Genomic DNA, 13,113 nt, shown 5'->3' with positions numbered 1-13,113 from the left:
TTGTTTGTATTTTATAACTATACGCTGCATTTGTTAAAGCTATTTGCCTCCATATTTTTTAAAAGGAGCCAAAAACCACTTCAAGAATTACTTAGCCCCGACATTAGCGGAAATACTTTTGGCGCTTTAAATTTATGAAGTCTATAATGAAGATGCTTGTAAAACTTCGTTAGTTAAGCCAAAAGATTGGAGCATTGGCGGGACTGCATTTGCCATGAAACACAGTTCTTGCGCTTCAAAAAATAATTTTGAGGAATTATATAGGGCATTTTGCAGTCTGAAAAACATCAAATTTTTCTTACCTTTGCGCATGATAAAATCCATGACAGGATACGGACTGGCATCAGCTGATTATGCAAATGCTAAGTATAGTGTCGAAATCAAATCGCTAAACAGCAAGTTTCTTGAGCTGAATTTAAAATATCCTAAAGCTTTTTCTGATAAAGAATTAATTCTGCGAAACATTTGCAGCAAAGATATTGAGCGTGGTAAAGTTAGCTTAAGCATTACTGTAGATAGAAATTCTGGTGAGGTTACTGGAGCAAGTATCAACACCGCATTACTTACGCATTATTATAACCAATTACTGGCCGTTAATAACGAATTACAGGCAAATAGTAATAATTTATTACAAACGGCGCTCACTTTTCCGGAGGTAATTAGTTACAAAGAGGAGAGCGTTAGTGAAGATGAATGGAATGAATTATATAAAATCTTTAATGAGGCATTAGTTAATTTTAACAAATTTAGAACTGACGAAGGTGCTGTTTTAAAGGCTGATTTGGAGTTAAGGATAAAAAATATTTTATCTTATTTTAAATCTGTAGAAGAACTTGAACCTAAAAGAATTACAGCAATTCGCGATAAGTTTTCTAGCTTTTTAGAAGAGGCTGTTGGAAAGGTTAATATCGACCAAAATAGGTTTGAACAAGAGCTGATTTATTACATTGATAAAATCGACATTACTGAAGAAAAAACCCGTTTGAAAAGTCATTGCGATTATTTTTTACAAACCTTGGGAAGTAAAGAGGCAAATGGTAAAAAATTGGGCTTTATCTCGCAGGAAATTGGCAGAGAGATAAATACAATGGGGGCGAAAGCAAATGATGCGCAAATGCAGCAGTTTGTTGTGGGCATGAAAGAAGAATTAGAAAAGATTAAAGAACAGTTATTAAATGTATTATAAAAAGCTTAAAGCAATAAGCTCAAAGGCTAAAGCTTTGGACTTTTTGCTTTAAGCTTTATGCTTAACAGAATGAAACAAGGCAAATTAATTATATTTTCAGCACCATCAGGAGCAGGTAAAACTACAATAGTTCATCATTTACTTAAAAAGTTTCCTGAATTAAGCTTCTCTATTTCTGCAACAACTCGCGAATCGAGAGGCGCTGAAAAACACGAGAACGATTATTATTTCATCTCTAAAGAGGAGTTTTTACATAAGGTTGCGCACCAGGAATTTGTAGAATTTGAAGAAGTGTACAATGGAACTTTCTACGGAACTTTGAGGTCGGAAATTGAACGTATCTGGAATGACGATAAACACGTTATTTTTGATATTGATGTAGAAGGTGGACTTCGTTTGAAGAGAAAATATGAAGATGATGCTTTGGCTATATTTGTGCAGCCACCATCTTTAGAGGTTTTGAAAGAACGTTTAAGCGGACGCGGTACAGACAGCGTAGAAAAACTTCAGGAACGTTTTGTGAAGGCCGAAAAAGAATTGCTTTACGCTGATAAATTTGATGTGATTTTAAAGAATTTCGATTTAGAAACGGCTTGTGCGGAAGCTGAAAAGCTGGTAGGGGATTTTTTAAAGAGATAATTTTTTAGTCTAAAAATAAACAGTCGTCATTGCGAGGTACGAAGTAATCTATTTGTTAGAGAGATTGTTTCGTGCCTCGCAATGACGTTTTAATAAACTAAAACTTCCAAATGAAAATAGGTTTATTCTTCGGTTCTTATAATCCAATACACACCGGTCATTTAATTATTGCCAACTATATGGCCAATCATACTAATCTGGATGAAGTATGGTTGGTTGTATCGCCACATAATCCTTTGAAAGAGAAAAGTGGTTTGGCTAATATGTACGATAGGTTTGAAATGGCAACTCTAGCAACCGAAAATGCCCTAAATTTACGTGTGAGCAATATTGAGTTTAGTTTGCCTCAGCCATCTTATACTATTGATACGCTGATCCATCTAAAAGAGCGTTACCCTAAAAATGATTTTGTATTAATTATGGGTGCCGATAATCTGGTTTCTTTTAAAAAATGGAAGAACTACGAGGTTTTGCTAAAGGATTATCAGATTTTCGTTTACCCACGGCCCGGTGCCGATGTTACCGAATGGGAAAACCATCCATCTATAACTTTTACCAATACGCCGCTTATGGGAATATCTTCTACATTTATCCGTAAAGCGATAAAAGAAAACAAAAATGTTCAGTATTTCCTGCCGGATAAAGTAATCGACTTTATTGACAGCAAAGGCATGTATAAATAAAAAGAGCGATAATTAAGGAAATTGTAATTTGCCTTAACTCGCTCTTTAATCTACTTAGTACAGCAAAAATATCGTTGGTTTTTTATGCAAATCTATCTGCTCTTTGCGCCAATTGTAAACACTTTGTGTTTTTATAAACTCATCTTCGGCAGTTAAATTGGAGGCAATGCAAAGCTGGGTATTTGGCTTGCAACTTTTTAATACCTCTTCCAGCATTTGATTGTTTCGAAAAGGAGTTTCTATAAAAATTTGAGTTTGTTTGTAACGGCTCGCTGATAAATCCAAATCTTTAATGCGTTTGGTGCGTTGTTCTTTATCAATAGGTAAATATCCCCAAAATGCAAAACTTTGTCCGTTAAAACCAGATGCCATCAGCGCTAAAAGAATTGAACTCGGACCAACCAATGGAACTACTTTAATACCTCTTTTGTGTGCTTCAGCAACGATATCTGCACCAGGATCTGCAATGCCCGGGCAACCTGCTTCACTCATTAAGCCAACATCTTTACCAGCTTTTAATTCATGGAAAAATTGATTTAAATCGTTTCGGTTATGTTTACCATAATCATGTACAATTAAATCCTTTTGAGCAGTTTTTAAACCAGCTTCTTTCAAAAATCTTCGGGCAGTTTTGCTATTTTCAACAATATAGGTATCAATTTGATTAATTGTTTCTACCAGATAAGGTGTGAAAGTTTTTGCAGCTGCTTCTTCTGCCAGCGGTACAGGTATTAAGTATAAGGTGCCATTTTGCATATCGCAAAAATACTTACAATAAATAAAATATATGTTCTAAAATTTATATTGATAACAATATATTCTTTTTTATAAACAGTGGTGTAGCAAATTTTATTGCAGATCGACTTATTTTCTGCACAATTAATAACTACCCAAATCGTTAATAATAAGTAAAATATGCCCTGCAAGCCAATATTTTAAATATTTAAATAAACTATGCTAGCATATTAAACTAAAATTAAAATTGGTGCTCTAATTGTTACACACACATTAGGTTATTAAAATAAACACACAAATGAAAACACTGAAAACTACGGCACTTGTGCTGGGGCTTTTTTCGCTCCTTGCCGGAACCACAACCCTCGCCCGGGCACAAGGCTATGATGACAATTACCAGAACGATCGTTACAATACAGGAAATGTTTCTATGCAAACATTTTATGATGAGCTTTCGCCGTATGGTACCTGGATTCAAGACCCTCAATATGGTTATGTTTGGCGTCCGGATGTAGATCAGGATGATTTTCGCCCATACTACACTAACGGCCGTTGGGTAATGACTGAATATGGTAACACATGGGTTTCTAATTACGACTGGGGCTGGGCGCCATTTCACTATGGAAGATGGGTAATCAATAATTACAGACAATGGATTTGGCTTCCTGATACAAATTGGGGACCAGCATGGGTTGACTGGAGAAGTGGCGATGGATATTACGGTTGGGCTCCGATGGCACCATCTATTAATATAAATTTAAGCTTTGGTCGCCGTTATGTTGTGCCGGAGTTTTGCTGGAATTTTATCCCTCAAACTAATATTTATATCAACAGATTTCCTAGATATGATTATGGAAGGAATAATGTTTACATCCGCAATACTACAATTATAAATAACACTTATGTTTATAACAGAAGAAGTTATTATGGTGGGCCGAGGGTAGAAGATATTAGAAGAGCTACTAACAGAGATGTAAGGGTTTATCGTTTTGAGCAAAGTAACAGACCAGGTGCAGGAAGAATTAATGATAGAGCAGTATCTATTTATCGTCCAAGACCAGAACGTAACGGTGTTGATAACCGCAACGCGGCACCCAGAAAATTTGAGCAAGGCAATGCCGGCTTTAACAGAAATGGAAGGGGAGAAACAGGTTATGCGAATCGCGATCAAAGAGATGGAAACAGAAATGATAATCGATTTGGAGATAGAAACGATAACAGAATGACCCAACCCAACAGACGAGATAATGGTGCTGTAGATAATCGGAGAGATAATCAACCGAACAATCGTCCGGATGTTAATAGTCGCGATGCGAATGGAAGAACTGATAGAGGTAACCAGAATTTAGGTAATACTGACCAAAGGAACCGACAAGCGAACGACAGAACAAGAGAGCAGGGAAATCGTGATCAGGAACGCATTCAGCAAATGCAGCAACGCAGTCAGCAGGAGAGAGCAAATCGCGACCAGCAGAATGCACAGCGTAATGACCAAATGCAGCAGCAGCGCCAACAAATGGATCAACAAAGGGCTCAACGTAGCGAGCAGGTGCAACAGCAACGCCAGCAACAAGAACGTTCACAGCAAATGCAACAGCAAAGAAATGAGCAGATGCAGCGTTCTCAACAAGTTGATCAGCAACGCCAGCAAATGGAACAACAAAGAGCGCAACGTAGCGAGCAAATGCAGCAACAACGTCAACAACAACAAGAACGTTCGCAACAAATGCAGCAGCAAAGAAATGAGCAAGTTCAGCAGCAACGTCAGCAAAGAATGGAGCGCCCTGCGGAAACCAGGCAACAAGCACAGCCGCAACAGCAAAATAGAGGTGGTGGTGAAAGAAGTAGTGAGAGTGGCCGGCCTGGTAGAGGTGGCAGAGGATAATTCAATAATGAAAGTCCCGATGAAGTTCGGGACTTTTTTATGCCTGCCCCGCCGCTTTATGAAGTTCGCTTAAATCCTTTCCCCGGAAGGTGGTTTTTGCATTCGGATGAAGGTTTTCCGGGTCTAAAAGAAAGGTAGAAAGCCCCAATTCCAATCCGTATTTTATTTCTGATTCTGCATCATCACCAATAACTAATATTTCTTCCGGATTTAGCTTATGTTTTTTTATCAATGCTTCGAAAGCATCTTTTTTGGTTTGATTTGATGTGGTTACATCTACAACATATAATTCTTCAAAATCATCGCTAATACCTAACATTTTTACTTTAGTGGTCTGTTTTCTTAAAAACCCGGCAGTTACAATAAATTTTCTTCCTATTAAATTTTTGATGTAATGGTAATCTTCTGATGTACTCAATGGTTCAGTAACTTCTCCTGTTACCAGATATTTTACTGCATTATCAATTGCAGTTTGTTTAAAACCGTATTTAGCAGCAACCTTTTGAAATGGCGTTTTGAGCATCTCTGTTTTTGCCATTTGATATTCATCTACAGAAATACCTAAATCTTGGTTTTCTAAAACTGCGTAAAGCCCACCCATTAATTGTTGTTCGTTTGGTTTTGTGAAATAAATGGTATTATCTAAATCAACGAAGAAAATTTTTTTCATTATGGATTGGTTTTTGTAAGATTAAAAAAAATAAAAACAGCAAGCGCTAATTTATGTTTATTAATTAAAAATTAAGATTATGACAAAGGAAACAAAAATTATAGTAGGCGTATTAGCCGGAGCAGCATTGGGTGCAACAATCGCGTTAGCATTATCTTCAGATTCGAACAATGATGTTAAAAATAAACTTTCAGATTGGTTTAGCGACTTGTTAGATTCATCAAAAGATAAAATATCAGATTTAGTAGGCAAAGCAACAGATGTTGCAGATAAAGTGAAAGATAAAGTTTCTGAAATTAAAGCTTAAAATAATTGGAGATGCCGGATAATTCTGGCATTTTTATTCAATTATAATTTCTAACCATCAAAAATGAAAATCGCATTTCATGGTGCTGCTCGAACAGTTACGGGCAGTAAGCACCTTATTACGCTCAAAAACAACACTCAAATACTATTAGACTGTGGCCTATTTCAAGGCATGGGACATATTACCGATAAGCTTAACGGCTTTTTTGGTTTCGACCCTAAAAAAATAACCTATCTGGTTTTATCGCATGCGCATATCGATCATTGTGGTTTATTGCCACGTTTGGTAGCCGAAGGCTTTAACGGTAAAATATTTTGTACCGCTGCTACTATGGATTTAGCTAGAATCCTGATGATGGATTCGGCCAAAATACAAATGCAAGATGCCGAATTCTCCAACCGCCACCTAAAACCCGGACAAGAAAAGGAAGAGCCTCTTTATACAGATGATGATGTAACCAAAACGGTTGGATTGATGAAGATTGTTGATTACGAAGAGGATTTTGAAATTCAGCCCGATATCCGTTTAAAATTTACCGATGCTGGTCATATTTTAGGTAGTGCAGCGGTTCATTTAACAATAACTGAAGATGGCAAGGCTACAAAAATTACTTTTAGTGGCGATGTTGGCCGCTATGGCGATTTGTTATTGAAAAGTCCGCAACAATTTAGCCAGGCAGATTATATATTGATGGAATCTACCTATGGCGATTCGCTTCACAAAGATTTAGACCCAATTGAGGATATGCTTTACCAAGTGATCAACAATACCTGTAATGTAAAAAAGGGTAAAGTTATTATTCCGGCATTTAGTGTAGGTAGAACGCAAGAGCTTTTATATGCATTAAATAGCTTAGAATTAAAGCACAAACTTCCTGATGTTAAGTATTTTGTTGATAGCCCATTATCATCAAAAGCCACAGAAATTTTAAAAAATCATCCTGAAGTTTATAATAATGGTGTTAAAGAAGTTTTAAAGATTGATAAAGATATTTTTTCCTTTAAAGGTTTGCGCTTTATCGAAAGTGTTGAAGAATCGAAAGCTTTAAATGCCGATCCAAGACCATGTGTAATTATTTCCTCATCAGGAATGGCAGAAGCTGGCCGCGTGAAACATCATATAAGAAATAACATTAGCAATTTTAAAAATACAATTCTAATGGTTGGTTATTGCGAGCCATCATCATTAGGCGGCCGTTTGATTGCCGGGCAAAAAATTGTAGATATTTTTAACGATGATTACGAAGTAAAGGCTGAAGTTCGCTCTATAAAATCTATGAGTGCGCATGGCGATTACGAAGATTTACTTCAATTTTTATCTGGCCAGGACCCTCAAAAAGTGAAACAAATTTTCCTTGTTCATGGTGAATATGAAGTACAGCAAAATTTCGCAGAGCGATTAAAAAACCATGGTTTTAAGCATGTAGCTATTCCAGAGTATCATCAGGAATTTGAATTAGGATAACTTCGCTCAAAATTTTTTCGCCACAAATTTTCAGATTCATATTTATTTAAAATCTGTTAATATGTGGCTCTTTTGCAGAACAACATGACTAATTTCCATCATTAGCTTTGTTCCATTTTCCATCCCACATCTTCCATTTTTTTTATCTTTGCCCTATGGATGTTTTTGGTAAAGCAATTACTGATTTTTATAAATCTGGCGAAGCAGATATACTTTGGCTACACAATTCTTATGGTGAGCCAGAGGAAATGCCTGTAGATTTTTTCTTTCGAGATGATGAAGATATGCCGGTACTAGAGTTGCAGGCCTTGCAGATGTGTAATGGTAAAGTATTGGATATTGGCGCTGGTGTGGGAAGCCATGCATTGGTTTTACAGGCTTTTAATGTTGATGTTACCGCAATTGATATATCTGAAGCTGCGGTGAAAATTATGAAAGACAGAGGCGTTAAAAATGCGCTTCATCAAGATATTTTTAACTACACAGAAAAGTTCGATACCATTTTAATGTTGATGAATGGCATCGGTTTAACGGGAACTTTGCCTGGTTTTAAAGATTTTTTAATTAAACTAAAATCACTGCTAAATCCTGATGGGCAGGTTTTATTTGATACTTCAGATATTGCATATCTATATGAAGATTTGCCTAAACCTCAAAACCAATATTACGGAGAGGTTTCTTATCAATATGAATATAAAGGTGAGAAAGGAAACTGGTTTAAATGGTTATACATCGACCAGCAAACCATAGCCGAAATTGCAAAAGAAACCGGTTGGGTTAGCGAAATTGTTTTTGATGATGATGAAGACCAATATTTGGTTCGGTTGGTGTTGGCAAAGTTGTAGCATTCTAATAATTACAAGTTATTACAAATTAGTTTCTTAAACGATTTGTAGCGCAAAAGCAGTAAGAATAGGTCGCAGCAGTCCCGCCAATACTGCAATCTTTTGGTTAAAGTTTGTACAATTTGAACTTTTGAGTTACCAAAAGGATTTTCGTTATGTCGGGGCTATTTAAATAAAGCTGTGCTTTTGTTGAAACATTTTGTGCACAAATCTATGTGCCTAAACCCGACATTAACGAACACGGAACGCAGTGAAGTAAAGTGTTTGGCGGGACTACAAGCCGCCATTGAAATCAAACTTTAATTTTCTAATAATTTAATTGAAGAGATTCTGAAACAAGTTCAGAAAGACGATTATCTATAATCGCGTCATTGCGAGGCACAATGCAATCTCATTTGTGGAAGATTGATTCGTGCCTCGCAATGATGCAGTAAATAGGTTTAAATACTACTTTAAATCGTTATAGTTAATAATTTTAACATTACTGTTTTTGGCTAAAATTTCTTCCATAATTTTGCGATGAGATGCACCAACGCCAACCACAATTCTTTTAGCGTTTTTTGCTTTTGCCTGTTCTAAAATATTTTTACACATGCCTTCATTTCTCAGTGTCCATTGTGCAATCATTTCTTTAACCGTTTCGGTTGGGAAGCCTGCATAGCCATAAAATTTTCTTCCACCGTAAAAATTCCAAACCTCATCAAGTTCTGCATATTTTAAACTATTCATACCTGCGTACTCATCTGCCATAAATTTTTGTTCTTCACCATCTGCATAGCTAGAAGCTTTTTCGATTGCTTTTACGGTTTTAGCTTCGGCAGAAAGTGTATCAGCCTTTGCCTTCGCAGAAAGGATTTTAATAAGAGAGTCTGTTTTACCCCAGGCAATTCCCCATGGTTTATCGTAAGTCTGGCAATCCATATTATAAATTTGATTTTGCCCTAATTGGTAAATTAATGGGAAATAAATTTTATTGTATTCACTTCCTGGTCTGATTACGCCAAGTTTTTTTAGAGAATCTATACTTCCAAACATTTTATCGTAGGCTGCTTTTTCTTCTTTGCCAAAATTCTGTTTCATGTAGTTTTCTAAAACATATACTTGATAATCAAAGTTCCCACGGTCCCAATTTTTAGCATAAGCAACGGCCAAATTCATTCTTGTTTTATGATAGTATGGAAATGAAGCCAAGGCTTTTTGACTTTTATTAATAAAATTTGATGTGGTTTTTACCGGCTCGGGATTTAATTTATTTACATAATCCAGTTTTTTCTTAAACCCTTTTTTCGCCCAATTATCATCATCTAGTTTTGCATAGTCTGCGGCTGGTATGTATTCTCCAAAAACCATATCCGGTTTAAAGTTTTTTAATCTATCAATAACCGCCTGAAAATTTTGTTTTGAATTAGTATTGTTATGGCTCGAGCCAACAATAACGATTTCGATTTGTGCTTTTGAAGTTAATGCCGAACTAATAATGAATAGTAGGGATAAGCAGATGTTGTGTATCTTTTGCATAAGGAATCTTGTTTTTGATTTGTTGATTCAAAGATGTTAAGAAGATATAAATGCAGCTATTTAATTATCCCAACGGGTTAAAATTTTATCCCAATAGGTTATTTAAAATGAAATAAGTAAATTACCTAAAAAATTAGTTATATGAGATTTTCAATAATGATTGTGTTGTCTTTAATTTCATTATCTGCAGCAGGGCAACAAAAACTTAATTCTGTTTTAGTAAATAAAATATCAGCAATGTTTGAAGAAGACCAGAAATGGCGAACAGAATACAACAAAATAAATTTTGGTGAAAAGTCTGATTTTAATGAAAATATTATAAATAAAAAACTGGCTGAAACCGATAGTATCAATTTGAGATTGGCAAAAGAGATTACAGCCAAATATGGTTTTCCTGGATATAGTTTGGTCGGTTCAGAAGGCAGTAATAAGTTTTGGTCAATCATTCAGCACTGCGATGAAGACTTAGCTTTTCAAAAGAAGGCACTTTTTCTTATGGATAAAGAAGTGAAACTTAAGAACGCTTCAGCTTCAAATAATGCGATGCTAAAGGATAGGGTTTTGGTTAGCGAAGGTAAAAAACAGATTTATGGAACACAGGTACGTTATAATGCAGCACTCAAGAAAAGCCAACCTTTTCCAATAGAGAATCCTGATCAGGTAGATTCAAGAAGAAAATCTGTTGGGCTTTCTACTTTGGCCGAATATTTAAAGTTATTTAACCGTTAAGTTAACCATCAACCTATTATTAAAACTGACAATCAATTTAAATAAATCATTGTATTCCGTTAAAGGAAGATTTTTTTCTACGTCTAACACGTCATGATATGCGCTTGGTCCGCCTTGAGTGTAAAAGAAAAATGCAGGTACATCACTTTCAGTAAAGAAATAATGGTCGCTATTGGCTGCTTTTCCTCTTTGGTTTATTTTAGAAATCAGATTTTCAGAATTGTTAATTTCGTTAAGTAAAGCAAAAGCTTTTGGATAAACGCTTGCATTTACAACGGTCATTCCACCTTCACCTGTTCCAACTAAATCTAAGTTTATTAAAAACTTAATATTGCTCAATGCAACCAATGGATGCTCTACAAAATATTTGGAACCTAATAAACCGGCTTCTTCTGCAGCAAAACATATAAAACCAATAGAATAAGGCTGCGGATTTGCCGCATAGTATTTAGCTAAACTTAGCAAAGTTGCAACACCCGCTGCATTATCATTTGCACCAGGGAAATAAGTGTTTGCACCCATTCCGCCTAAATGGTCGTAATGTGCTGTAATCATTAAAACAGAATCGGGGTATTTGGTACCCTTAACCATTCCAACTACATTTGAAGCTTTAAAATCGCGTATGAAGTGATTTTCTATATCAACCTTCACCGAATTAAATGGTTGTTTAATGGCCGATTTTTTAACACTTATTGTTGTCCAATCTGTAGTTTTTTGTGCAACCGACCAGGTTAATTTATCAACAACTTTAATGGTTAAACTTGTAGTATCCGATAAATTTAAACTGTCTTTAATTTTATCAATAACGCTTTTCTTACCAATGCTTTCGGGGCTTATTATAAAATCTCTACCAGCAATAAGTTTTTTGCCATCAATATTAAGGCTCATTATACCCGGGAAAGTATTAACCGGAAAACTAAAATCCTGTTTATATTTATCGCCCATTGGCAAAACACCTATTTTTTTATACTCTGAAGCGATAAACTCGGCTGCTTTAGCCATTCCATTTTTTGTGTAACCCCTGCCCCAAAATGCTTTAGATGTTAAGGTTTTAATCAGGCTACGCGTGTAGGTAGAATCTTGAGCGAATGTATTTAATGAGCAGCACAAACATAAAAGGAACAGGGTTTTTCTTAAGGTGGAGATTTGCATACCGCAATTTAATAAATGTAATTAAATCAAAATAAAAGCCGTTTAATTTTAGGTCAAACGGCTTCAATAATATGTTATGTAAGCAAAGATTTAGAATATCATTAAAAGAATATTTACCTCTTTATTCTGTATTCTTTTTTATGGTTTTTGAGCTTTCGATTTTTTACGATTTCTGCCAATCCATATTAAAACGCCGGTTATTGGCATACTTGCCGCAATTAAACTGGCAAAAAAGGCAATAATTTTACCTGGAATGCCTGCAATGGAACCAACGTGTATGTCATAATTCATTCTGTAAATCTTATCGGCAACAGTTGCATTTTTAATTTTGCCAAAAACATGCTTAACCTCAATTTCTTTGAGCGTGTGCTGGTCATAATATCTATAATCAGATTTCCAATAAGTGTCCGGGTCGGGGTTTTTGGCTATTTCAATAGATGCCTTTTCATTTTCAGGAACATGAACATCAATGCTGCCTTTAAAATTTCGATCTGCTTTGAGGTAATCATTCCAGATTTTATCAGCCGCAGAAGGGTTTAATTTAAGATTTGAATTGCTTGTTGTATCAGAAAATGTTTCGGTAAATTCTGTTAATGGTTTACCCGCCGAACTTACATAATAAACAGATTTAGCGAACCATTGAAAACCCATAACCATACCGGTTAGGGCAATAAATATGATTATCCAGGTGATGTAAAAACCAAATACGTTATGAAAATCGTAATTTACCCTTCTCCATTTTGCATTCCATTTTACTGAAAATCTTTGTTTTGAGGCCGCCTTGTTTTTTGGCCACCAAAGGATTAATCCGGATATTAACAATAAAACGAATATTAAGGTTGCACTGGTTAATATAGGCTGACCAATCTCTGGCGGTAGCCATAAATAATAATGCCCCATAATTACAATCCTGAAGAAATCTTCGTTCATGTTTTTAACATTTATTACTGCTCCGGTGTATTGATTTACAAAAACAATGTAATAATACTCTGGCTCAAAATTATAGTAAACCACTTGTGCCGATTTACCCGGTTGGTAAGTAACACTATGCGCATGTTTGTTAGGTAAAGCTTTATCGGCAATTTGCTTTAGTGTAGTTGGCGATAATAATGGTTTATTCTGAGTTTCTAACTTGCGGTACGGTTGAGTATAAAATTCAATTTCTTTTTCGAAAGCTAAAATGCAGCCCGTAATGCCTAAGAAACATACAAATAGCCCGGAAATTAATCCGAACCATAAGTGTAATCTTCCAACCCAATACTTAAAGGTTTTATTTTTTTTATTTACAGCCATCTATCTC

General features: G+C 35.5%; 13 protein-coding genes. 8 read left to right on the top strand and 5 right to left on the bottom strand.

What is annotated here, in order from left to right; all coding sequences use genetic code 11:
* Window positions 1–322: 322 nt before the first annotated feature.
* The 3 genes from LUA90_RS11415 to nadD all read left to right on the top strand — a co-directional run bounded on the left by LUA90_RS11415 (window position 323) and on the right by nadD (window position 2,508).
* Window positions 323–1,186, top strand: coding sequence for a YicC/YloC family endoribonuclease (locus LUA90_RS11415; RefSeq protein ID WP_231460644.1), 864 nt, complete (start codon window positions 323–325; stop codon window positions 1,184–1,186).
* A gap of 69 nt (window positions 1,187–1,255) precedes the next feature.
* Window positions 1,256–1,825: a guanylate kinase gene (gene gmk, locus LUA90_RS11410; RefSeq protein WP_231491016.1), complete on the top strand. Its 570-nt coding sequence runs from the start codon at window positions 1,256–1,258 to the stop codon at window positions 1,823–1,825.
* A 110-nt stretch (window positions 1,826–1,935) separates the two neighbouring features.
* Window positions 1,936–2,508 carry a nicotinate (nicotinamide) nucleotide adenylyltransferase gene (gene nadD / locus LUA90_RS11405; protein WP_231491015.1) on the top strand — a complete coding sequence of 191 codons (573 nt, stop codon included), beginning with the start codon at window positions 1,936–1,938 and terminating at the stop codon, window positions 2,506–2,508.
* Window positions 2,509–2,562: 54 nt separating this feature from the next.
* Here nadD and LUA90_RS11400 read toward each other — a convergent pair whose 3' ends face one another.
* Entirely contained in the window at window positions 2,563–3,264 is a 702-nt protein-coding gene (locus tag LUA90_RS11400) for an SAM-dependent methyltransferase (RefSeq protein ID WP_231460402.1), read from the bottom strand.
* Between the two features lie 277 nt (window positions 3,265–3,541).
* Between LUA90_RS11400 and LUA90_RS11395 the strand changes: the two genes are divergently transcribed.
* Window positions 3,542–5,128 (top strand): DUF6600 domain-containing protein, encoded by a 1,587-nt coding sequence (locus tag LUA90_RS11395; RefSeq protein WP_231491014.1) that lies wholly within the window; start codon window positions 3,542–3,544, stop codon window positions 5,126–5,128.
* A 37-nt stretch (window positions 5,129–5,165) separates the two neighbouring features.
* On the opposite strand, the gene LUA90_RS11390 is transcribed toward LUA90_RS11395, so the two are convergent.
* Window positions 5,166–5,798, bottom strand: coding sequence for an HAD family hydrolase (locus LUA90_RS11390; protein WP_231491013.1), 633 nt, complete (start codon window positions 5,796–5,798; stop codon window positions 5,166–5,168).
* 79 nt (window positions 5,799–5,877) lie between these two features.
* Between LUA90_RS11390 and LUA90_RS11385 the strand changes: the two genes are divergently transcribed.
* The 3 genes from LUA90_RS11385 to LUA90_RS11375 all read left to right on the top strand — a co-directional run bounded on the left by LUA90_RS11385 (window position 5,878) and on the right by LUA90_RS11375 (window position 8,414).
* Window positions 5,878–6,105: a YtxH domain-containing protein gene (locus LUA90_RS11385; protein WP_231460399.1), complete on the top strand. Its 228-nt coding sequence runs from the start codon at window positions 5,878–5,880 to the stop codon at window positions 6,103–6,105.
* Between the two features lie 63 nt (window positions 6,106–6,168).
* The gene (locus LUA90_RS11380) at window positions 6,169–7,569 is read left to right on the top strand and encodes an MBL fold metallo-hydrolase RNA specificity domain-containing protein (RefSeq protein ID WP_231491012.1); all 1,401 of its coding nucleotides are present in this window, start codon (window positions 6,169–6,171) and stop codon (window positions 7,567–7,569) included.
* A 155-nt stretch (window positions 7,570–7,724) separates the two neighbouring features.
* Window positions 7,725–8,414, top strand: coding sequence for a bifunctional 2-polyprenyl-6-hydroxyphenol methylase/3-demethylubiquinol 3-O-methyltransferase UbiG (locus LUA90_RS11375; RefSeq protein ID WP_231491011.1), 690 nt, complete (start codon window positions 7,725–7,727; stop codon window positions 8,412–8,414).
* A 447-nt stretch (window positions 8,415–8,861) separates the two neighbouring features.
* On the opposite strand, the gene LUA90_RS11370 is transcribed toward LUA90_RS11375, so the two are convergent.
* Window positions 8,862–9,932, bottom strand: a complete 1,071-nt coding sequence (locus tag LUA90_RS11370) for a DUF5694 domain-containing protein (protein WP_231491010.1) — start codon at window positions 9,930–9,932, stop codon at window positions 8,862–8,864.
* A gap of 141 nt (window positions 9,933–10,073) precedes the next feature.
* Between LUA90_RS11370 and LUA90_RS11365 the strand changes: the two genes are divergently transcribed.
* Complete coding sequence (locus tag LUA90_RS11365; protein WP_231491009.1) at window positions 10,074–10,661, top strand: DUF6624 domain-containing protein; 588 nt, start codon at window positions 10,074–10,076, stop codon at window positions 10,659–10,661.
* Here LUA90_RS11365 and LUA90_RS11360 read toward each other — a convergent pair.
* The gene (locus LUA90_RS11360) at window positions 10,647–11,813 is read right to left on the bottom strand and encodes a M28 family metallopeptidase (RefSeq protein WP_231491008.1); all 1,167 of its coding nucleotides are present in this window, start codon (window positions 11,811–11,813) and stop codon (window positions 10,647–10,649) included. The genes LUA90_RS11365 and LUA90_RS11360 overlap by 15 nt on opposite strands.
* Before the next feature lie 138 nt (window positions 11,814–11,951).
* Complete coding sequence (locus tag LUA90_RS11355; RefSeq protein ID WP_231491007.1) at window positions 11,952–13,106, bottom strand: PepSY domain-containing protein; 1,155 nt, start codon at window positions 13,104–13,106, stop codon at window positions 11,952–11,954.
* Between the last annotated feature and the right edge of the window lie 7 nt (window positions 13,107–13,113).

The organism is Pedobacter sp. Leaf170 (genome assembly GCF_920984665.1).
Lineage (GTDB): Bacteria > Bacteroidota > Bacteroidia > Sphingobacteriales > Sphingobacteriaceae > Pedobacter.
Note: the sequence above shows the minus strand (reverse complement) of the source record. Positions and strands in the feature narration are given on the sequence as shown.

Coding starts and splice junctions, on each gene's coding strand:
- LUA90_RS11395 (WP_231491014.1), top strand. CDS start 3,542: ATGAAAACACTGAAAACTACGGCACTTGTGCTGGGGCTTTTTTCGCTC.
- LUA90_RS11400 (WP_231460402.1), bottom strand. CDS start 3,264: ATGCAAAATGGCACCTTATACTTAATACCTGTACCGCTGGCAGAAGAA.
- LUA90_RS11380 (WP_231491012.1), top strand. CDS start 6,169: ATGAAAATCGCATTTCATGGTGCTGCTCGAACAGTTACGGGCAGTAAG.
- LUA90_RS11360 (WP_231491008.1), bottom strand. CDS start 11,813: ATGCAAATCTCCACCTTAAGAAAAACCCTGTTCCTTTTATGTTTGTGC.
- nadD (WP_231491015.1), top strand. CDS start 1,936: ATGAAAATAGGTTTATTCTTCGGTTCTTATAATCCAATACACACCGGT.
- LUA90_RS11355 (WP_231491007.1), bottom strand. CDS start 13,106: ATGGCTGTAAATAAAAAAAATAAAACCTTTAAGTATTGGGTTGGAAGA.
- LUA90_RS11385 (WP_231460399.1), top strand. CDS start 5,878: ATGACAAAGGAAACAAAAATTATAGTAGGCGTATTAGCCGGAGCAGCA.
- gmk (WP_231491016.1), top strand. CDS start 1,256: ATGAAACAAGGCAAATTAATTATATTTTCAGCACCATCAGGAGCAGGT.
- LUA90_RS11365 (WP_231491009.1), top strand. CDS start 10,074: ATGAGATTTTCAATAATGATTGTGTTGTCTTTAATTTCATTATCTGCA.
- LUA90_RS11390 (WP_231491013.1), bottom strand. CDS start 5,798: ATGAAAAAAATTTTCTTCGTTGATTTAGATAATACCATTTATTTCACA.
- LUA90_RS11375 (WP_231491011.1), top strand. CDS start 7,725: ATGGATGTTTTTGGTAAAGCAATTACTGATTTTTATAAATCTGGCGAA.
- LUA90_RS11370 (WP_231491010.1), bottom strand. CDS start 9,932: ATGCAAAAGATACACAACATCTGCTTATCCCTACTATTCATTATTAGT.
- LUA90_RS11415 (WP_231460644.1), top strand. CDS start 323: ATGACAGGATACGGACTGGCATCAGCTGATTATGCAAATGCTAAGTAT.